The organism is Aquincola agrisoli, from assembly GCF_036621135.1.
In the GTDB taxonomy this organism is placed as follows: domain Bacteria; phylum Pseudomonadota; class Gammaproteobacteria; order Burkholderiales; family Burkholderiaceae_C; genus Aquincola; species Aquincola agrisoli.
Map to the genome: position 1 here is coordinate 316,724 of NZ_JAZIBG010000028.1, position 20,024 is coordinate 336,747.

At 70.2% G+C, this 20,024-nt stretch carries 20 protein-coding genes; 1 reads left to right on the forward strand and 19 read right to left on the reverse strand.

The features are described 5' to 3' along the window. Positions 1–28 precede the first annotated feature (28 nt). From V4F39_RS13215 to V4F39_RS13305, 19 genes are all read right to left on the reverse strand, one after another. A complete protein-coding gene (locus V4F39_RS13215; RefSeq protein WP_332289955.1) occupies positions 29–1,021 on the reverse strand; it encodes a Bug family tripartite tricarboxylate transporter substrate binding protein in 993 nt (330 codons plus the stop codon). 11 nt (positions 1,022–1,032) lie between these two features. Further along, entirely contained in the window at positions 1,033–2,004 is a 972-nt protein-coding gene (locus tag V4F39_RS13220; protein WP_332289956.1) for a VOC family protein, read from the reverse strand. Between the two features lie 10 nt (positions 2,005–2,014). Continuing rightward, complete coding sequence (locus tag V4F39_RS13225; RefSeq protein ID WP_332289957.1) at positions 2,015–3,490, reverse strand: aldehyde dehydrogenase; 1,476 nt, start codon at positions 3,488–3,490, stop codon at positions 2,015–2,017. A 21-nt stretch (positions 3,491–3,511) separates the two neighbouring features. After that, positions 3,512–4,312, reverse strand: coding sequence for an aspartate dehydrogenase (locus tag V4F39_RS13230; RefSeq protein WP_332289959.1), 801 nt, complete (start codon positions 4,310–4,312; stop codon positions 3,512–3,514). A gap of 85 nt (positions 4,313–4,397) precedes the next feature. Continuing rightward, positions 4,398–6,101, reverse strand: a complete 1,704-nt coding sequence (locus tag V4F39_RS13235) for a thiamine pyrophosphate-binding protein (protein WP_332289960.1) — start codon at positions 6,099–6,101, stop codon at positions 4,398–4,400. Further along, positions 6,094–6,924: an SDR family oxidoreductase gene (locus tag V4F39_RS13240; protein WP_332289962.1), complete on the reverse strand. Its 831-nt coding sequence runs from the start codon at positions 6,922–6,924 to the stop codon at positions 6,094–6,096. The genes V4F39_RS13235 and V4F39_RS13240 overlap by 8 nt, the downstream gene beginning before the upstream one ends. Positions 6,925–6,929: 5 nt before the next feature. Continuing rightward, positions 6,930–7,781, reverse strand: coding sequence for an IclR family transcriptional regulator (locus V4F39_RS13245; protein WP_332289963.1), 852 nt, complete (start codon positions 7,779–7,781; stop codon positions 6,930–6,932). A gap of 12 nt (positions 7,782–7,793) precedes the next feature. Continuing rightward, a complete protein-coding gene (locus V4F39_RS13250) occupies positions 7,794–8,657 on the reverse strand; it encodes an alpha/beta fold hydrolase (protein WP_332289965.1) in 864 nt (287 codons plus the stop codon). 7 nt (positions 8,658–8,664) lie between these two features. Then, positions 8,665–9,252: a cupin domain-containing protein gene (locus V4F39_RS13255; RefSeq protein WP_332289967.1), complete on the reverse strand. Its 588-nt coding sequence runs from the start codon at positions 9,250–9,252 to the stop codon at positions 8,665–8,667. 26 nt (positions 9,253–9,278) lie between these two features. Continuing rightward, entirely contained in the window at positions 9,279–10,094 is an 816-nt protein-coding gene (locus V4F39_RS13260) for an SDR family oxidoreductase (RefSeq protein WP_332289968.1), read from the reverse strand. 13 nt (positions 10,095–10,107) lie between these two features. Further along, positions 10,108–10,884, reverse strand: a complete 777-nt coding sequence (locus tag V4F39_RS13265) for an ABC transporter permease (protein WP_332289970.1) — start codon at positions 10,882–10,884, stop codon at positions 10,108–10,110. 28 nt (positions 10,885–10,912) lie between these two features. After that, a complete protein-coding gene (locus V4F39_RS13270; RefSeq protein WP_332289971.1) occupies positions 10,913–11,911 on the reverse strand; it encodes an ABC transporter substrate-binding protein in 999 nt (332 codons plus the stop codon). A gap of 32 nt (positions 11,912–11,943) precedes the next feature. Further along, on the reverse strand, positions 11,944–12,726 hold the full coding sequence (locus V4F39_RS13275) for an ABC transporter ATP-binding protein (RefSeq protein WP_332289972.1): 783 nt from the start codon (positions 12,724–12,726) through the stop codon (positions 11,944–11,946). Positions 12,727–12,867: 141 nt separating this feature from the next. Next, complete coding sequence (locus V4F39_RS13280) at positions 12,868–13,902, reverse strand: porin (RefSeq protein WP_332289973.1); 1,035 nt, start codon at positions 13,900–13,902, stop codon at positions 12,868–12,870. 262 nt (positions 13,903–14,164) lie between these two features. Then, positions 14,165–14,917 (reverse strand): GntR family transcriptional regulator, encoded by a 753-nt coding sequence (locus tag V4F39_RS13285; RefSeq protein ID WP_332289974.1) that lies wholly within the window; start codon positions 14,915–14,917, stop codon positions 14,165–14,167. Then, positions 14,893–15,771, reverse strand: a complete 879-nt coding sequence (locus V4F39_RS13290) for an ABC transporter permease (RefSeq protein WP_332289975.1) — start codon at positions 15,769–15,771, stop codon at positions 14,893–14,895. The genes V4F39_RS13285 and V4F39_RS13290 overlap by 25 nt, the downstream gene beginning before the upstream one ends. A gap of 1 nt (position 15,772) precedes the next feature. Further along, positions 15,773–16,660: an ABC transporter permease gene (locus V4F39_RS13295; protein WP_332289977.1), complete on the reverse strand. Its 888-nt coding sequence runs from the start codon at positions 16,658–16,660 to the stop codon at positions 15,773–15,775. A gap of 115 nt (positions 16,661–16,775) precedes the next feature. After that, a complete protein-coding gene (locus V4F39_RS13300; RefSeq protein ID WP_332289978.1) occupies positions 16,776–18,068 on the reverse strand; it encodes an ABC transporter substrate-binding protein in 1,293 nt (430 codons plus the stop codon). A 26-nt stretch (positions 18,069–18,094) separates the two neighbouring features. Then, a complete protein-coding gene (locus tag V4F39_RS13305; protein WP_332289979.1) occupies positions 18,095–19,105 on the reverse strand; it encodes an ABC transporter ATP-binding protein in 1,011 nt (336 codons plus the stop codon). A gap of 168 nt (positions 19,106–19,273) precedes the next feature. On the opposite strand from V4F39_RS13305, the gene V4F39_RS13310 reads away from it, so the two are divergent. After that, positions 19,274–20,014 (forward strand): aspartate/glutamate racemase family protein, encoded by a 741-nt coding sequence (locus V4F39_RS13310; RefSeq protein WP_332289980.1) that lies wholly within the window; start codon positions 19,274–19,276, stop codon positions 20,012–20,014. Positions 20,015–20,024 lie beyond the last annotated feature (10 nt).

The window sequence follows — 20,024 nt, forward strand, 5'->3', positions numbered from 1 at the left end:
GCCCAGGTGTCGATGCAGCTCATCTTCTTCACTCGGCGACGATGGCGCGGGCCTTGATGATCTTGGCCCACACGGCGGTCTCGTTGCGGATGTGGGTGGCGAAGTCGGCCGGCTTCATCGTGGCGTCGCTCAGGCCCTGCCCTTCCAGGCGCTGGCGCACGTCGGCCTGGCCGAGGATCTGCGCCGCGTCCTTGGCCAGTTGTTCCACCACCGGCGCGGGCGTGCCCGCGGGGGCCAGCAGGCCGTACCAGGAGGTGACGACCACGCCCGGGATGCCCTGCTCGGCCAGCGTCGGGATGTCCGGCGCGGCCGGGCTGCGGGCGGCTTCGGTCACGCCCAGCGCCACCAGCCGGCCGTCCTTGATGAAGGGCAGCGTGGCCGGCAGGTTGCTGAACATCAGCGGCACCACGCCGCCCAGCACGTCGTTCAGCGCCGGGCCGGTGCCCTTGTAGGGCACGTGCGTGATGTCGACCTCGGCCTGCTGCTTGAACAGCTCGCCGGCCAGGTGCAGGCCGCTGCCCACGCCGGGCGAGGCGTAGAACAGCGTGGCCGGCTTGGCCTTGGCCGCGGCCACCAGCGCCTTGGCCGTCTTCAGCTGGGCCGCGGGGCTGGCCACCAGCACGTTGGGGGCCTTCGCCAGCATCGTGACGGGCACGAAGTCCTTCTCGATGTTGAACGGGAAGTTCGGCATCAAGGTCGGGTTGATCGTCAGGTTGCCGGCCGGCACCACCAGCAGCGTGTGGCCGTCGCCCTTGGCGCGCTTCACGCGGTCGATGCCCAGGTTGCCGGCGGCACCGGCCACGTTGTCGACCACCACCGTCTGGCCGTAGCGCTTGCCCAGGCCGTCGGCCAGGATGCGCGACAGCGTGTCGACCGGCCCGCCCGGCGGGAACGGCGACACGATGGTGAAGCGGCCCGCGGCCAGTTGCTGCTCGGCCGGGCTCTGCGCCCAGGCGGCCGGCGCAAGGGTGGCAGCCAGCACGGCGGCGGCCACCCCGGCGCAGGCATGACGACGATGCATCACGGACAACCTCACTTCTTCTCGGTCAGGAACTTGCCTTGCGGCGCATCGGCGTTCTTCTGGCGGCGGGTGTGGCCGTCGAGGCCGCCGTCCACCGCCCATTCGGCGAACACGGTCGGGCCCGGCTCGAACTCGCGCGGCTGCCAGTCGGCGGTGAGCTGGTCTTCGTCGGCGTAGTACTCGATGAGGCCGCCGGCCGGGTTCTTGAAGTACCAGAAATACGCCGACGACACCGGGTGCCGGCCCGGGCCGAGCTGGGTTTCCCAGCCGCAGCGCGAGAAGTGCAGGCCGCCGCCGAACACCTCGTGAATGTCGCGCACCGTGAAGGCCACGTGGTTCAGCCCGCGCTTGCCGCTGGGCAGCTGCAGCAGGAAGAGGTCGTGGTGGCCGCCGTCCGGCGCGCAGCGCAGGAAGGCGCCGCGGTTCGGGTAGCTGTCGGACTGCACGAAGCCCAGGCGCTCGCGGTAGAACGTGCTGGTGGTGTTCACGTCGTGGGTGAAGAACACCACGTGGCCCACCTCGATCGGCGTGGCGCGTTCGTAGATCGGGCTCGGCTGGTTGATGCGCTGCTTGCTGGCCCAGGTGTTCATCACGCCGCACTCGACGTCGATGGCCTGCTTGCGCGTGACCTGAAGCCGCACGGCCAGGCCGTTGGGGTCGGTGCAGCCGATGCGGCGTGCGCCCTCGGCCTCGTGGTCGACGAAACCCGGCTGGTCGGCGAGGGCCGAGGCGTAGCGGTCGAGGTCGGCCGCGCTTTCCACGCCCCACACCACCTCGCACAGCGTCGGGCCTTCCTCGGTGCCGGCCGGCACGCCAGGCAGGCCCAGCCGCGCGACGACCACGCGGCAGCCGTTCAGGCACTCGAACACCAGCGCATCGGCCGATTCCGACGCCAGCTTCAGGCCCCAGTCGCCGAAGAAGCGGCGGCTCGTCGGCAGGTCGTCCGACACGTAGGTGATCTGGTCAATGCCGAGAACGCTCATCGTTGTTCCTTCATTTTGCCCACGGCAAAGGTTGTTCATTCGTGCCCCAGTACATGCTCTTCTGTTCCATGTACTGGAAGATGCCCTCGCGGCCCTTCTCGCGGCCGAGGCCCGAATCGCGCCAGCCGCCGAACGGCGTGGAGACCGAGAACTGCTTGTAGGTGTTGACCCAGACGGTGCCGGCCTGCACCGCGCGGCCCAGGCGCCAGGCGCGCTTGAAGTCGCGGCTCCACACGCCCGCGGCCAGCGCGTAGATGCTGTCGTTGGCCTGCTCGATCAAGGCTTCTTCGGTATCAAAAGGCATCGCCACCAGCACCGGGCCGAAGATCTCCTCCTGCGTCACGCGGGCCTGGTTGCCCAGGCCTTCGAGGATGGTGGGCGTGTAGAAGTAACCGTTGTCGAAGCCTGCACCATGCGGGCGCACGCCGCCGGTGCGGATGCGGCCGCCTTCGGACACGCCCAGTTCCACGTAGCGCTCGATGCCTTCGCGGTGGCGCGCCGTGATCAGCGGGCCCATCTGCGTGCGCTCCGAAGCGGGGTCGCCCACGCGCAGCGCGGCGGCGCCTTCGGTCAGGCGGGTCAGGAACTCGTCGTAGATCGAACGCGCGACGAAGAGCCGCGAGCCCGCGATGCACGATTCGCCCGAGCTGCTGAAGATGCCGTACAGCACGCCGGCCACGGCGTGGTCGAGGTCGGCGTCTTCCAGCACCATGGTGGGCGACTTGCCGCCCAGCTCCAGCGACACCGGCATCATCTTGTCGGCCGCGATGTGGGCGATGTGCTTGCCGGTGGTGGTGCCGCCGGTGAACGACACGCGCTTGACCAGCGGGTGCTTGGTGATGGCGTCGCCGATCACCGAGCCCTTGCCCGGCAGCACGCTGACGATGCCCCTGGGCACGCCGGCCTCTTCGCACAGCTTGGCCAGCTCCAGCGCCATCAGCGGCGTGACCTCGGCGGGCTTCACCACCACCGCATTGCCGGCCGCCAGCGCGGGCGCGAGCTTCTGCGCTTCGCTCGCGATCGGCGAGTTCCACGGCGTGATGGCGGCCACCACCCCCATCGGCTCGTGCACGCTCATCGTGACGAACGCGCCACGCGACGGCGTGATCGTCTCTTCCAGCGTCTCGCAGGCGGCGGCGAAGAACTGGAAGGTGCCGGCCGCGCTGGCCACCAGCGCGCGGGTTTCGCTGATCGGCTTGCCGTTGTCCAGCCGCTGCTGCTGCGCCAGGCGCTCGGCGTTCTCGCGGATCAGCTGCGCCACGCGGTGCAGCACCGCGGCGCGCTCGTGCGGCAGCTTCTGCGCCCAGCCGCTGGTGCGGAAGGCGTGGTCGGCACGCTGGATGGCCTCTTCCACATCGGCCAGGCTCGCAGCCCGCAGGCGCGCGATGGGCTCGCCGGTGGCGGGGTAGAGGCTGTCGTACACATCGCCGCCGCCCAGGCGCCATTCGCCGGCGACGTTGATCGGGAGCAGTTCGAGATTCGCCATCGGGGTGTTCTCTCGTCGGAATCAGATGACCAGCGGCGCGACGCGGCTGCGCAGCGCACGCACCGCGCTGTAGACGGTCAGCGCCGAGGTCTTGGGGTTGGCGGCCAGCGGCTGGTTGCGCATCGTCAGCTCGAAGCTGCCGAAGGCGCCTTCGGCTTCCACCGTGTGCACGTTCTCGGCCACGGCCGGGTCGGCGATCAGCCGCACCGTCGTCGCGTCGAGGCCCAGGCCGGCGAGCGACACCGTGGCGGCGACGTTCGCGTTCTTCGGGAAGCGCCGCGCCGCCTCGCGCGCGCTGCCTTCGAAGATCACCGTCGCCTCGGCCAGCGTGTCGAGCTGGCGGCCTTCCTCGGCCGGCGTGCCCTTCCACGCGTGGGGCGGCTTGCGGCCGGTGTAGCGAACGAGGGCCAGGCCGCCCACGCGGGCCGCGGCCAGCGCGTCGATCGCGCCGATGGCCCCGGCGATGAGCTGCACCTGCGTGCCCCCGTCGCGCGCCGCGGCTTCGAGCTGCTCGGGCAGGCCTTCGGCCGACAGCGCGCCGACCGAGGCCACGATGCACGGCACGCCGCGCTTCAGCGCCGGCAGCACGTGCGCTTCGATGGCGGCGTGGCCGGCGGCCTCGACCACCAGATCGATGCCTTCGGTGGGCACCGCGCCGGCCACCTGGGCCCGCGGCGCCAGGCGGCTGGCCACCGCCTGCGCGTCGACCGCTCCGGCGGCCGGTACCACGATGGCCGCCACCGACAGGCCGGCGTCGGCCTGCAGCAGCTCCAGCACCGCGGTGCCGATGGCGCCGCAGCCGACGAGTGCAATGCTCAGCATGTCAGCCCCTCGCCCGGCGGGTACGCCGATCGATCCCCCGAGGGGATGCGGGCCGGCTTGGGAGCGGCCCGGCGCTCGGCCCGCGTCACGCCCGCCCCCCCTGCGACAGCGCAGGGATCTGCGTGACCGTGTTGGTCGGCGGGCCGGCGAAGGCGCTCTTGAAGCCGCCGATCGACAGCATGTCGATCTCCAGCAGGAACGGGCCCTTGCGGCCCGCGGCCTGCGCCAGCACCGCCGGCAGGTCGCTCAGGGTGCTGACGCGGGCGTGCGGCAGCTCGATGGACGCGCACAGCTTGGCGTAGTCTGGCGTGTGCAGGTCGACGTAGCAGCGGCGGCCGCCGTACTGCGCGTCCTGGATGTTCTTGATGACGCCGTAGCCCTTGTCGTTCATCAGCACGATCAGCAGGTCGCACTGCTCCTGCACCATCGTGGCCAGCTCGCCCAGGTTCAGGATGAAGCCGCCGTCGCCGGCCAGGCAGAAGGTCTTGCGGCCCGAGTTCGTCTCGGCCGCGCCGATGGCCGCGCCGATCGCCATCGGCATGCCCTGGCCGATGCCGCCGCCGGTGGCGTGCACGCCGGCCGTCGGGTGGAAGATGCGCAGCTCGCGGTTGCCCCAGGTGCTGTTGGAGACGGTCACGTCGCGCACCCAGTTGAACTGTTGGCCAGCCACCTGCTGCAGCTCGCGCACCAGCGCGCTGTAGGCGCCCAGGCCGTCGTGCAGCGTGCCCACGGCCTGCTCGTGCGCGGCGCGCAGGTCGGCCAGCAGGGCCGGGTCGGCGCGCCAGTCGCGGGCTTCGAGCCGATCGGCCAGGCCTTGCAGCACCAGCGACGAATCGCCGCAGACAAACGCATCGGTCGCGTAGCAGCGGCCTTCGGCGGCCGGGTCGGCATCGGCGCGGTACAGCGGGCGCGGCAGCTTCAGTTCGTACTTCAGCGTCTCGTTGCCGCGCAGGCGCGAGCCCACCACCAGCATCGCATCGCAGGTTTGATAGAACGCCTCGACCGGCTTGTGGATGTTGTACGCGCCCAGCGAGCCCGCGTCGTCCTCGGCCACGATGCCGCGGCCCTGCACGCTCGTCACCACGCCGATGCCCAGCGCCTGCAGGCGCTTGACGGCCGCGCCGGCATGGCGCGCGCCGCCGCCCAGCCACAGCAGCGGGCGCTTCGCCGCGGCGAAGCGGGTGGCCAGGTCGTCGAGCGCGGCGGCGGCCGGCACCACCGGCTGCACGGGCAGCGGCGCCAGGTCGGCCGGCATCGTCGTCAACGCGCTCTGGATGTCGATCGGGATCTCGACGCTGACCGGGCCGGTGGGCGCCGTCAGCGCGCACTGCACGGCCTGTTTCAGCACGCCCAGCACGTTGTCGACGCTGCGCACGCGGAACGCGGCCTTCGACACGGCCTTCAGCATCGTCAGCTGGTCGGGGGCCTCGTGGATGTACGACATGCCCTTGTCGAGGAACTCGGTCTCGATCTGGCCGGTGATGTGCAGCAGCGGCGAGCCGGCGGTGTAGGCCTCGACCAGGCTGCCCGCGATGTTGCCCGCGGCCGGGCCGGTGCTGGTGAGGCACACGCCCAGGCTGGCGGTGGAACGGGCGTACGCGTCGGCCATGTTGCCGGCGCCGGCCTCGCCGCGCGCGGGCACGAAGCGCACCTTGCCGCGCTGCGCGAACGCATCGAGGATCGGCATGTTGTGGATCGAGATGACGCCGAAGGCCGTCTTGACGCCACACGATTCGAGGAAGGCCGAGACGACGGCGCCGACGGTGACGGGGGTGTTGGAGTTAGGCATGGCGCGAATGGCCTCCGGAGATGTCGATGTGGCCGCCGGTGGTGTACGACGCCAGCGGCGATGCGAGGAACACGAGCGCGCGGGCTGCCTCGATCGGCAGGCCCAGCCGCCCGAGCGGGATGTGCTTGTTGGCCGCGAGCTGGCGGCTCCAGGCCGCCCAGTCGAGCGACTTGTCTTCACGTGCCTCGAAGCGGCGGCGCCACTGGCCCGACTCGACGAGGCCGATCAGGATGCCGTTGACGCGCACGCCCTGCGGCGCGAACTCGGTGGCCATCGAGCGCACCAGGTTCAGCAGGCCGGCGCGGGCCGCCGAGGTGGCCACCATGTGCGGCTCGGGCTGGCGCGCCAGCAGCGAGTTGGCGCAGGTGACCGACGCATCGCCCAGCGCCTGGCGCTGCCGCACGAGCTGCGGCAGGAAGGCGCGCGTGGGGTGCAGCACCGAGAAGAACTTCAGGTGCAGTTCCTGCGTCCAGGCTTCGTCGGTGGTGTCGGCGAAGGTGGAGACCCGGCCCTGGCCGGCGTTGTTGACCAGCATCGCGGCCGGGCCGAGCGCGGCCTCGCTCGCGGCGGCGAAGGCCTTGACCGAAGCGGCGTCGAGCACGTCGCAGGTCTGCGCGAACAGCGTCGCGGCGGGATGCCGCTCGCGCAGGCCGGCGACGGCACCGTCCAGGCGCTCGGCGTTGCGGCCGCACAGCGCCACCGCCGCGCCGCAGGCCAGCAGCAGGTCGACGGTGGCCAGGCCGATGCCCGACGACCCGCCGGTGACCACGGCCACGCGGCCGGCCAGCGCATCGGGGGCGAAGAAGTTGGAAGGAACGTTCATGGCGATCAGGTGCCGGACTTCGGCCCGCGCAAGGGGACCACGTTGCGGTTGGCCGATGCGGTGGCGTTGTTCAGCAGCGCCGACAGCTCCTCAGCCGCATCGCGCACGCGGCGCACCATGTCTTCGAGGCGGTCGCTGTCGATGTGGGCCGAGGTGATGGTGGCGCCCAGCGCCGCCGCCACGCGGCCGCGGTGGTCGCGCACCGGCGCGGCGATGGTGGAGATGTTCGACTCGTAGAAGCCTTCGCCCTGCACGTAGCCGCGCTCGCGGTCGGCCTGCACCATGTTGAAGAGTTCGATCACCGTCTGCGGCGTGCTGGGCGAGAAGGTCTCCAGCCGCTCTTCGGGGTACATCGCGCGCAGCTCGGGCAGCGTCAGGTCCTCGAGCAGCACGCGGCCCAGCACCGTGGCGTGCGCGGGCAGGCGGGTGCCCACGCTCACCGAGCTGGCAAACGGCGTGGGCTGCGACACCTTGGCCACGTAGACGATGGAGCGGCCGTCGCGCACGACCAGGTTGCAGGGGTAGCGCAGCTCCTCGCTCAGGCGCTCCAGGATCGGCAGGCCCAGCTCGTTGAGCTCCAGCGACGCCAGGTACTCGAAGCCCAGGCGCAGCACCGCCAGGCCCAGGCGGTAGGCACGGCCGCCCTCGGTCTTCTCGATGAAGCCCAGGCTTTCGAGCGTGGACAGCAGGCGGAAGACGGTGGAGCGCGGCAGGTCGAAACGGCGCGCCAGCTCGGGCGCGGTGAGGCTGCGGTTCTCGCGGCTGAATTCGCACAGCACGCGCAGGCCGCGCTCCAACGCCGGCACGATGTAGCGGTCGTTGCCGTCGTCGTTCGCGTCGGGGGTCGACGTGGACATTTTTTCGTCTCCTCAGGTCAATCCATCGCGGAGCAGCGCGGCCACGGCTTGCGGCTGTTCCACGTAAGAGGCATGGCCCGCGCCGTCGATCGGCGCCAGCGCCACGCCGCAGGCTGCGGCCACCACCGCGCAGTCGGCCGGCGGCGTCACCACGTCGAGCGTGCCGCAGGCCACCCGCACGGGCGCGGCGGGGGGCAGGTAGCCCAGCAGGTCGTCGCCGCACAGCAACTCGACGGCCTGGCGGTAGCCTTCCTCGTCCAGGCGCGCCATGTTCCAGCGCACCCAGCGACGGGCCAGCTCGCTGGCGTTCTCCGACACCAGCCGGCCGCTGCGCTGGCGCGCACTGCCTTCGATGCCGAGTTGGCCCAGCGTGTCGAGCCGCTCGGCGCGCACGCGGCGGCCCTGCTCGGCCCGGTCGGCCGCGCCATAGCCGCGCGCCGGGCTGATCAGCACCAGCTGCTCGATGCGGCCCGCCAACGCCCCGCCGGCCTGCGCCGCGGCCGCCGCGGTGAGCGCGCCCAGCGAATGGCCGACCAGCGTGCAGCGTCCGATGCCCAGCGCGTCGAGCAGCGCACGCAGGCGCTGCGCGTAGTCGGTCGCCTTGGGCGCGTCCATCGGCAGCGGCGTCGATTCGCCGTAACCCGGCGCGTCCCAGGCGATCACGTCGGCCACGTCGGCCAGCGACAGCGCCGCATCGAGCCACGACGCCGCGCCCGAGCCGATGCCGTGCAGGCACACCAGCGCCGGCCCGTTGCCGCAGCGGCGCACCGCCACCTGGGCGCCCTCGCCCACTGCCACGCGCTGCAGCGGGAAACGTGCGTCCAGCCGCGCCAATTCGGCGGCAGGCAGCGCGAGGTCGTCGGTCGGCAGGCTCATGGCGCGCTTACTTCGGCTCGCGCTTGATTTTTGCGAGGGGGCTGTCCGGCGGATACGTCGGCGTGATGGGCTTCTTGGCGCCCAGCATCACGCACATCAGCGCGTCTTCCTCGCCGATGTTGTGCTCCTCGCGGTACACGCCGGGCGGCACCGAAATGAGGTCGCGCTCGCCGAGGATGGCCTCGAAGCGCTCGCCGTCCTTCTCGAGGATGACCTTCATCTTGCCGCGCATCACGAAGAACACTTCTTCCACGTCGACGTGCAGGTGCGAGGGGCCGATGTTCCCGGCCGGGATCAGCATGGTCGAGAAGGTGAAGTTCTCGTTGCGCACCGTGTTGTTGTCGGCGTTGACGCCGGTGCCGCCGGTGCCCAGGTAGCGCATCTGCGCGCGGCGGTAGGCGGGGTCGAAGTCGGCCTGGAACTTCAGCGCGTCCCAGTCGTAGCGGCGGGTCTCGAAGCGCGCGATGCGCGTGTTCATCCACTCCTCGAAGGAGGCGCCTTCCGGGCGCTTCCAGCTTTCGACGGTGTCGGCTTCCACGGCCGCGCGGGCGCGTGCGTCGGCCAGGGCCTTGGCTTGGTCAGACAGGTCGCTCATGGGGTGTCCTCTGCTCGGTTCAGGGTTCAATGCATCACGAAGCCGCCGTTGACGGGCAGCAGCTGGCCGGTCACGAAACGCGACAGGCCGGACAGCGCGAACAGCACCGGGCCGCACACGTCGGCCGCCTGCTGTTCGCGGGGAATCGCGCGCCCTTCGAGGTACTTCTCGTGGCGCGCCTTGGGCACGTATTCGGTGGCCTCCACCAGCGTGAGGCCGGGCGCCACGGCGTTGACGGTGATGCCGTCGGCGCCCCATTCGCGCGCCAGCGAGTGGGTCATCGAGATCACCGCGCCCTTGCTCGCCGCATAGGCCAGCAGGTTGGGGGCGCCCCACAGGGCGGTGTCGGAGGCCAGGTTGACGATGGCGCCCTGCCCGCTCGCCTTCAGCGCCGCGTGGCAGGCGCGGCTCATCAGCCAGGTGCCGCGCACGTTGACGTCCATCACGCGGTCCCAGGTGTCGACCTCCAGCGCATGCGCGTCGCGCCCGCCGGAATTGGTGATGGCCGCGTTGTTGACCAGCCCGTCGAGCCCACCCAGCGCCTGCACGGCCGCTTCGGCGCAGGCGGTGACGGAGGCCGGATCGCCCAGGTCGGCGACGACGGCGTGTGCATCGGCACCGGCCGTGCGCAGCGCCTGCACCTCGGTCTGCAGCAGGTCGCCGAGGATGTCGGCCAGCACCACGCGCCCGCCGGCCCGGGCGATGCACTGCGCAAAGGCCAGGCCCAGGCCGCGCGCGGCGCCGGTGACCAGCACGCGGCGGCCGGCCAGCAGGTCGCGCGGCAGCGCGTCGAGCAGCGTCTGCAGCGCCGCGGTGTCGGGGGTTCCGGTGATCTGGGTCATGACAGGGCTTGGTTCAGACGGTCGTGACGCTGGCGCGCGGGAGGTAGTGCAGCAGCCGGCGCTCGGCCCAGACCACCGCCGCGTAGGCCAGGATGCCGATCAGCGTGAGCGCGACGATCGCGACGAACACGCCGGCGGTGTTGCCCTGCCCTTCAGAGTCGACCAGCAGGTAGCCCAGGCCGAGGTTGCCGCCGACCAGCTCGCCCACCGTCACGCCGATCACCGCCAGCGTGGCCGCGATGCGCAGGCCGCTGAAGAGCGCGGGCATGGCCGAGGGGAACTCGACCAGGCGGAAGATCTGCACCCGGCCCGCGTTGAGCGTGCGCACCAGGTTGACCATGTCGGGGTCGACCGTGCGCACGGCCGACAGCACGTTGATCATCACGGGGAAGAAGACGATCAGCACCGCGACCAGGATCTTCGGGTAGACCGTGTAGCCCAGCCACATCACGAACAGCGGCGCGAACGCCACCTTCGGGGCGATCTGCAGCGCCAGGATGTACGGCGACAGGATGGCCTCGGTGCGCGGCGACAGGCCCAGCGCCACGCCGAACATCACGCCCAGCAGCGAGCCGAGCGCGAAGCCGACGATGACCTCCAGCGCGGTGATGCCGAAGTGCTTCAGCAGCTGGCTGTCGGTCCACATGCGGCCGGCCTCTTCGACGACGCGGGTGAACTTGGGCAGCACGAACTCGGGCATGCCCAGCGCGCCGGGGGCCCACTGCCACAGCGCCAGGAAGACGAGCAGCACGGCAGCGCTGCCCAGGGTGGTCGAGAGGTTCGGTCGCATGGTGGTGATCGGTGCGGCGCCCGTGGGCTCAGCGGCTCACGCCGGTGAACTGGTTGGTGTAGAGATCGGCCAGCGGCTGCGCCTTGCTGACGATGCCTTCGGCCACGTAAAACTTCTGCACCGTGTCCAGGCGCTTCTCGTCCATCTGGCCCAGCACCTTCTGGTTGGCGTAGACGTACTGGTTGTAGAGGGCGAAGGTGCGCTCGATCTGCGCTTCCTTGCCGGCGAAGGCGGGCACGGCCTTCACGTAGGCGGCGGCCGCGGCCTTCGGATCCTTCATGATGTCCTGCATGCCGCGCAGCGTGGCACGCACCAGGCGCTTGACCAGATCGGGGTTCTTCTGGATGACCTCGTCGGACGCCAGGATGGCCTGCGCCATGCTCTGGAAATGGTCCTCGCGCGGCAGCAGCTTGATCTTCACGCCGGCCTCTTCCGCGTTCACTACCCAGTCGGGCACGCCGGCCATCGCCTCGGCCTTCTTGCCGGCGAAGAGCTGCCACACGCCGGTGGGGCCGGCCGCCTGGGCCGACACGTCGGCCTTCTGCAGGCCCGCCTTCTTCAGCGAGCCGAGCAGCGCGTAGTAGGTGGTGTCGGTGTAGGCCATGACGGTCATCGTCTTGCCCTTGAGGTCCTTGACGGCGTTGATGCCGCTGCCCTCGTAGGTGCTGATCATCGTCAGCGAGCCGGCGCCGAGCACGGCCACCGCCTTCACCGGCACGCCGTTGGCGCGCACGATGATGGGCGTGTCGCCGATGGCGCCGCCGATCACCGCGTTGCCGGCGCCGATCTGCTTGGCGACGTCGACGCCGCCGCGCGCGGCGACGAAGGCGACCTTGATGTTCTCGTCGGCGTAGTAGCCGTTCTGCTGGGCCAGCATCCAGGGCGCGAAGGCCGGCGAGTTCGGCGGCGCGGGCAGCAGGTAGGTCACCTCCTCCGGCGCAGCGTGCGCGGCCAGGGGCAGGAGGGGCGCGGCCGCCACGGTGGCGAGGAGGCCGGCGGCGACGAGGCGGGTGAAGCTGGGGATCATGTCGTTCCTTGCGTGATGCGTGGGGGGGCGCTTCAGTGCAGCGCTTCCTGTTTGCCGACCTTCAGCAGCTCCATGAGCCGGCCCTGCAGCGGGCCGATGGCGGGCAGCTTGCGGCGCTCCAGCGGGTTCTCGCGCAGCGGCAGGTCGACGACGATCTCCTCGATGATGGTGCCCGGGCGCTCGCTCATCACCAGCACGCGATCGGACAGCGCGATGGCCTCGATCAGGTCGTGGGTGATGAAGAGCGCCGTCTTCTTCTGTTCGTACAGGGTCTTGGCCAGGTCCTGCTGCAGGACCATCTTGGTCTGCGCATCCAGGGCCGAAAAGGGCTCGTCGAGCAGCAGCACCTGCGGGTCGACGGCCAGCGTGCGGGCCAGCGCGGCGCGCTGGCGCATGCCGCCCGACAACTGGTACGGGTAGTGGTCGCCGAAGCCGGCGAGGTGGCACTTGGCCAGCAGTTCGTCGGCCACCTGGCGGCGGCGCGAACCGGCGACGCCGTCGATCTCCATGCCGAGCTCGACGTTCTGGCGGATGGTGCGCCAGGGCATCAACAGGTCCTTCTGCAGCATGAAGGCGACCTGCCGCACCGGGCCCGTCACCTTCTTGCCGCCGACCCTGACCTCGCCTTCGCTGGGCAGGTACAGGCCCGAACCCATGTTAAGAAGCGTGCTCTTGCCGCAGCCCGACGGACCGATGATCGAGACCACCTCGCCGCTCTTGATCTGCAGGCTGAGGTCGGTGACGGCCGCGGGCGGGTTGGGGTTGCGCTTCGTGGGAAAGCGCTTGACCACGCCGCAGAACTCGATCTCATTCATCGTCGACTTTCTTTGATTCACTAATAAAACAGTGATTCATTACAGAAACCAGACACTACCTTAGTTGACCCTGGAAAGCCGGCCATCAGGGTGAACCCTAGTGCCGACCTTCCCTTTCCTTCGGATTGCGTTCCGTTCCGCTCAGAACGTGTGGCGCAGGCCGACGGCCGTGGTCGCCGCGCGGTCCTGGCCCTTCAGCTTGTCGAACATCACCACCGCGTAGACGTCGGTGCGCTTGGACAGCCTGTGGTCGTAGGCCACGGTGGTGAACGAGCGCTTGGTGTCCAGGCGGCCGGTGGTCTTGGCTTCGCCGTACGAGGCCAGGATGCTGCCGGCGGTGGTCACCGGCACCGAGGCGCCGAACTGCAGCGTGCGGTCGCGCGTGTCGTTGCCCGCGGCGATGGCGCCGGAGGCCACGCGGGTGTCGCCCTCCTTGATGCGGCCGACCTGGCCGAAGAGCTTGGCGGCGCCGAAGTCGTACGAGGCGCCGAGCTGCCATGCGGTTTCGTCGCCGTCGGCGAAGGCCGCTTCCACCTTCTGCGCCGCGAAGCCGATGGCCAGCGGGCCGCTGGCGTACTGCAGGCTGCCGCCCACGTTGGGGCCGCCGGCGCCCTCGCCGGCCGCCACCAGCAGGCTGCCCGAGAAGCCGCCGAACTTGGGCGAGCTGTAGCCGATGGCGTTGTTCCAGCCGCTGTCGCCCGACAGCTTGCCGATGCCGCCCTGGTAGATGGTGCGGATCGACGGCGAGAAGCCGAACGAGTCGGAGAACGGGTTGAACGACAGCGTGTTGATGAACAGCGGCGTGCCGATGCGGCCCAGGCGCACCATGCCGAAATCGCCCCGCAGGCCGACGTTGGCGTTGCGCGACCAGAACGAGTCGCCCGCGAAGCGGCCGGCCTCGCCGGTGTCGGCACGGAAGAAATGCTCCAGCGTCACCAGCGCCTGCAGGCCGCCGCCGAGGTCTTCCGTCGCGCGGAAGCCGAGGTAGCTGGTCGCCATGCGGCCCGACGCCACCTGCTGGACGCGCCGCCCGCCGCTTTCCTTGTACGACATCGCGCTGACGTCGACCAGGCCGTACACCTGGGCCGTGGACTGCGCCTGCGCGGCGGTGCCGGCGCTGAGGGCGGCGGCAGCGGCGGCCAGCGTGCGCAGAAGGGATCGGGTACGGGACTTCATGGGCTTGGACTCCAGGGGGATGGCTCGGATGGATCACACGATCGGTGTTTGTTTCATTAGTGAACACACGATCAATTGGTGAAACGACAGTTTGCACGGACCGTGCCAGCCGCCGAATCGGGGTTTTTCCGGCCGTGGCCGGCGCCGAACGCCCACCCCAGGGGTGTGTTGCGCCAAACGAGGGCACGCGGCGCACGGCAGGCGTGCGCCGGCCTGCGCCTCAAGCGGCGCGCAAGCTGCGGTCAGCAGTCGGGGCGGGGGATCAGTCGCCGCGGTAGGCGGCGAACAGGTCGCGCAACGGCTCGGCCCGGGGTGCGGCAGCGCCGACGACCGAGCGCTCCAGCTCGCGCAGGTGCCGGCGCATCTCGGCCGCCGCCGCGGCCGGGGTGCCGTGGCGCAGCACCTCGACCAGCTCCTGGTGGCGGTGCGCGACGCAGGCGGGCTGGCCCGGCCGCTGGTGCAGCGCCAGCAGCAGCGACGTGGTGGGCAGCAGCTCGTCGAGCATGCGCACGAAGAGCGGGTTGCCCGCCAGGCGCGCCAGCTCGCGGTGGAATGCGCCGGAATGGCGGATGGTGGCCGAGCGGTCGCCCTGCGCGGCCGCCAGCGCCTCGGCCTCGACCACCGCCGTCAGGCCCGCGAGCGACTGCGCGTCGAGCTGGCCGGCCAGCCGGCGGGCGATCTCGCATTCGACGACGCGGCGCGCGTCGAACACATGCGCCGCTTCCGACAGGCCCGGCTGCGGCACGGCGGCGCCGCGATGGTGCTGCAGCTCGACCACCCGGTCCTGCGCCAGCCGGTGCAGGGCCTGCCGCACCACCGTGCGCGAGACCGAGAACGATTCGGCCAGCTCCTCCTCGCGCAGCCGCGCGCCCGGGGGCAGGCGGTGCTCCAGGATCGCGGCGTACACCGCGTTGTAGATGCGCTGCGTGGACGACGGCGCCGCGGCGGCCGTGTCCGCCCTCGCCGCCGTCTCGGCCGGCGGTGCGCGCCTCAGGCCTTGCGCCTGCCTTGCCACAGGAAGACGACGGTCAACGTGAAGGCCATCACCGCGAACGACACCACCGTCGTCACCGTGCCCAGCGCGTAGATCACCGGGGTGGTGACCGTCGTCGTCAGGCCCTGCAGTTCGAGCGGCAAGGTGTTGAGGTCCCCCATGGCCTGCGACGAGCGCGCGATCTCGTCCCAACTCAGCGTGAAGCCGAACATGCCCACGCCGACGAGGCTGGGGCCGATCAGCGGCAGCACCACGTGCACCAGGCGCTGCCACGGCGTGGCGCCCAGGTCGCGCGCGGCTTCTTCGTAGGCCGGGTTGAAGCGGTTGAAGATCGCGAACATGATCAAGAGCCCGAACGGCAGCGTCCAGGTGAGCTGCGCGCCCAGGCCCGAGGTGAACATGCCCAGCGCGGTGGCGTAGGTCTCGAAGAGACTCGGGAACCAGGCCTCCAGCACCGCCTTGATGCCGCCGTCGAGCAGGCGGAACAAGAGGCCGATGCCCAGCGACACGATGATCGACGGCATGATCAGGCTGGCCACCACCGCATAGAAGAGCGGCGTGCCGCCGGGCAGCTTCTTGCGGTACGCGAGGCCGGCCAGCAGCGCCAGCACCACCGTCAGCGCCATCACCACCGCGCCCAGCAGCAGCGAGCGGCGGAAGGCCGCGCCGATGTCGATGACGCCAATGCCCTCCCACAGCGTGCGGAACCAGTGCAGCGACCAGCCCCGCATCGGGAACGTGAGTCCGCCCTCGGGCCCCTGGAAGCTCAGCACGAAGATCGCGAGCATCGGGCCATAGAGGAACAGCACGAAGAGCGCGAACACGATGGCCAGCGGCCAGAAGCCGGGGGCGCGTTTTTCACGGGTGCCGGCCATGTCAAAGTTCTTTCCGCAGGTTCACGAGGCGCATCAAGGCCGCGATCATCATCAGCACCACCGCCAGCAGGATCACCGCGTTGGCCGCCGCGGCAGGGAACTGCAGGTAGCTCGCCTGCACCTGGATCACCTTGCCGACCGAGGCGATCTGCTGCCCGCCCATCACACCGACGGTGACGAAGTCGCCCATCACCAGCGCGATCACGAAGATCGAGCCGATGATGATGCCGGTGCGGCACAGCGGCAGGATCACGTGCACCACCGTCTGCCACGGCGTGGCACCGTTGTCGCGCGCGGCCTCGACCAGCGAGCGGTCGATGCGCATCATCGAGTTGAAGATCGGCACGATCATGAACATCGTGTAGAGGTGCACGAAGGCAAGGATCACCGAGAAGTCGGAGAACAGCAGCCAGTCGAGCGGCTCGTCGACGAGCCCCATGCCGAGCAGCGTCTGGTTCACCAGGCCGTTGCGGCCCAGCAGCGGCACCCAGGAGATCATGCGGATGACGTTGCTCGTCCAGAACGGCACCGTGCAGACGATGAAGAGCACCGTCTGCGCCAGCGTGCTCTTCACATGGAAGGCCATGAAGTACGCCAGCGCGAAGCCCAGCAGCGCGGTGACCAGCCAGACGATGAAGCTGAACTTCAGCGTCGACAGGTAGGTCTTGAAGGTGACACAGAGGTCCCCGTCATTGCCCCCGATGCCGCAGCCGTTGAAGATGTCGCGGTAGCTCTGGAACGTGAACGCGGGGATCAGCTCGTAGTCGGTCGCCTGCCAGAAGCTCACCATCAGGATGAGCAGCAGCGGCACCACGAAGAAGACCAGGAACACCGCGGCCAGCGGCCCGGCCTGCAGCCACGCGACGAGCGGCGATTGCCGTGATTTCATGAAGCCTCGACCAAGCAAGGAAAGGCGCATTGCTCAAGCTGCCACCGCGGAACCGGCTTTGCCGGGCCGCTGGTGGCGCCCCCTGGGGGGTGCGCCGAAGGCGCTCCGGGGGGGTCTATGCTGCGACGAACTCGTTCCACTTCTGGACCATGTACGTGTTCTCGTCCATCAGCGCGTTCCAGCAGGCGATGCCGCCCATGCGCTGCTCGTACGAGCCGCCGTCGCGCTTGGCGCCGGCCTTGGCGAGCAGCTCGCCGTTGGGGGCCTTGATGTCCTTCTCGGCCGCCTTGCCTTCCATCCAGTAGGCCCACTCGTAGGCTTCCATCTTGGCCTTGGCGGTGTCGAGCACGGCGCTGTAGTAGCCCTGGCGGTTGAGGTACGCGCCGGCCCAGCCGTCGAGGAACCAGTTGATGAACTCGTACGCGCCGTCGAGCTTCCTGCCGCTCAGCGTGGCCGGCAGGCCGAAGCCGGCGGCCCAGGCGCGGTAGCCTTCCTTCAGCGGCTGGAACACGCAGTCGATGCCCTTGGTGCGCACCGCTGTCACGGCCGGGCTCCACATCGACTGGATCACCACCTCGCCCGACGCCATCAGGTTGACCGACTCGTTGAAGTCCTTCCACAGGCTGCGGAACTGGCCGGCCTTCTTGGCCTCGATCAGCGTCTTGATGGTGAGGTCGATCTCCTTCTTCGTCATGTTCCCCTTGTCGGGGTACTTGTACAGGCCCATCGCCTCGACCACCATCGCCGCGTCCATGATGCCGATCGACGGGATGTTGAGGATCGCCGCCTTGCCCTTGAACTCCGGGTTCAGCAGCTCCTTCCAGCTCTCGATCGGGCGCTTGATCAGGTCGGGCCGGATGCCCAGCGTGTCGGCGTTGTAGACCGTCGGGATCAGCGACATGAACTGCGTGGGCGCGGCGGCGAACTTCTTCGACTTCTCGCCTTCCAGGAAGATCACCTTCTTGGGCGCGGTGCCCTGGTCGCCCACCGCCTTGCCGGCCACCGTGCCGGTGGTGAACAGCGGGGTGATCTTGTCGGCGTTCTTGATCTTCTTGGTGTCGATGCCCTTCAGGTTGCCGGTGGGCACGATCTTCTTCAGCGAGAAGTACTCGGTGTCGATCAGGTCGAACGAGTTGGGCGAGGTCACCGCGCGCTGCGTCACCACGTCGGTGTTGACGGGGATGTACTGGATCTTGATGCCGGTGTCGGCCTCGAACTTCTCGGCGATCGCCTTGTCCTGGTTCACCGCGGTGCCCAGGTAGCGCAGCGTGATCTTCTCCTGCGCGTGCACGAACGGGAAGCCGGCGAGGCCGGTGGCGGCCACGCCCACGCCGGCGGCGGCCTTGAGCACGCTGCGGCGCTGCAGCGCGGCGGACGAAGGGGCGGACGGGTCGTTCTCGATGGTCATCGCGGGTACTCCTCGGTGGAAAGAATTCAGGCCTGCAGCAGGTGTGCGTCGGCCTCGTGCCAGTTCATGGCGACACGCTGTCCGGGCTCGAGCGGGCGGGCATGGAACTGCGCGTCCGGCACCAGCGCCACCCAGCCCATGTCGGGGCCGTCGTCGGCGCTGCCGGCGGCCGGCGCGCCCGAGGCCAGGTGCACCTGCACATGGCTGCCCTGGTACTCGACGGCACGCACGCTGACGGCCATGCCGGGGCCGCCGGTCGCGCCGAGCTGGATGCGGTCGCTGCGCACCGCCACGGCGCCCGACGGCGTCTCGATGACGTTGTGCGCACCGATGAAGCGCGCGATGAACGCGGTGCGCGGGCGCTCGAACACGTCTCGCGCTGTGCCGGCCTGCTCGATGCGGCCCTGGTTCATGACCACCACCAGGTCGGCCAGCGCCATCGCCTCTTCCTGCGAGTGCGTGACGTGCACGAAGGTCATGCCCAACTCGCGGTGCCAGCGCTGCAGTTCGGCGCGCATCTTGATGCGCAGGAACGGGTCGAGCGCCGACAGCGGCTCGTCGAGCAGCAGCACGCGCGGCTGCGTCATCAGCGCGCGCGCCAGCGCCACGCGCTGCTGCTGGCCGCCCGACAGCGCAGCCGGCAGGCGGTGCGCATACGGCGTCATCGCCACCAGTTCCAGCAGCTCGCGGGCACGCTGTTCCCGCGCGGCCTTGCCGATGCCCTTCATGCGGGCGCTGAAGGCCACGTTGTCGAGCACCGTCAGGTGGGGAAAGAGCGCGTAGCTCTGGAACATCATCGCGGTGCCGCGCTGCGCGGGCTCCAGGTGCGTGATCTCCCTGCCGGCGAGCACGACGCTGCCCTCCGTCGGTTCCTCGTGGCCGGCGATCATGCGCAGCGTCGAGGTCTTCCCACAGCCTGAGGGACCGAGCAGGCAGCAGTAGCTGCCGCCGCCGATCTTCAGGTCGATGCCGGCCACGGCCACGGCGTCGCCGTAGTGCTTGGCCAGCGAGACGAGTTCCAGGTCGGTGCGTTCCATCGTGGGCAGCTTTGTATGCAATGCATGTGCCAAGCCGCCGGCAGGCGCGCGTCTTGCGCCGGCTTGGCGCACGCGCCATGCACCGGCCCGCCCAGCGCACCACCGCATGGCGACGCAGACCCTTCGCGCCCAACTTTGTATGCAAACCGCACCAGGACGGACCCATCGATGAAGCTGCTCGTCATCAACCCCAACACCTCCGCCGGCATGACCGCGCAGATCGCGGCGGCCGCCCGCGCCGCGGCCGCACCGGGGACGGACATCGTCGCGGTGCAGCCCGACTTCGGTGCGCCGTCGATCGAAGGCCACTTCGACGATGCCTTCGCCGCCGCGGGCGTCGCGCAGCAGGCACGCCTGCACGGTGCCGACGCCGACGGCGTGGTGGTCGCCTGCTTCGGCGATCCCGGCCTGGACGCGGCGCGCGAGGCCACGGCGGCGCCGGTGATCGGCATCGCGGAGGCGGCCTTCCACGCGGCCTCCTTCCTCGCGACGGGCTTCTCGGTCGTGACGACGATGACGCGCACCTGCACGATCGCCGACCACCTGCTGCACAAGTACGGCTTCGAGCGCCGCTGCCGCGGGGTGCACGGCACCGACATCCCGGTGCTGGACCTCGAAAGCATGGGCGAGGCGCTGGTGGGCCGCATCGAGGCCGCCGCACGCACCGCGCTCGAGCGCGACCGCAGCGGCGCCATCGTGCTCGGCTGCGCCGGCATGGCCGACCTGGCGCTGCGCCTGCAGCAGCGGCTGGGCGTGCCGGTGATCGACGGCGTGGCCGCTGCGGTGAAGTTCGCCGAGTCGCTGGCGGCGCTCAGCCTGCGCACCTCGCGCCGGGGCGACTACGCACCGCCGCTGCCCAAGCCCTATGCGGGCTGGGCGGCCGGCCTGTCCTTCACGGCCGCGGACTGAAGCGCCGCAC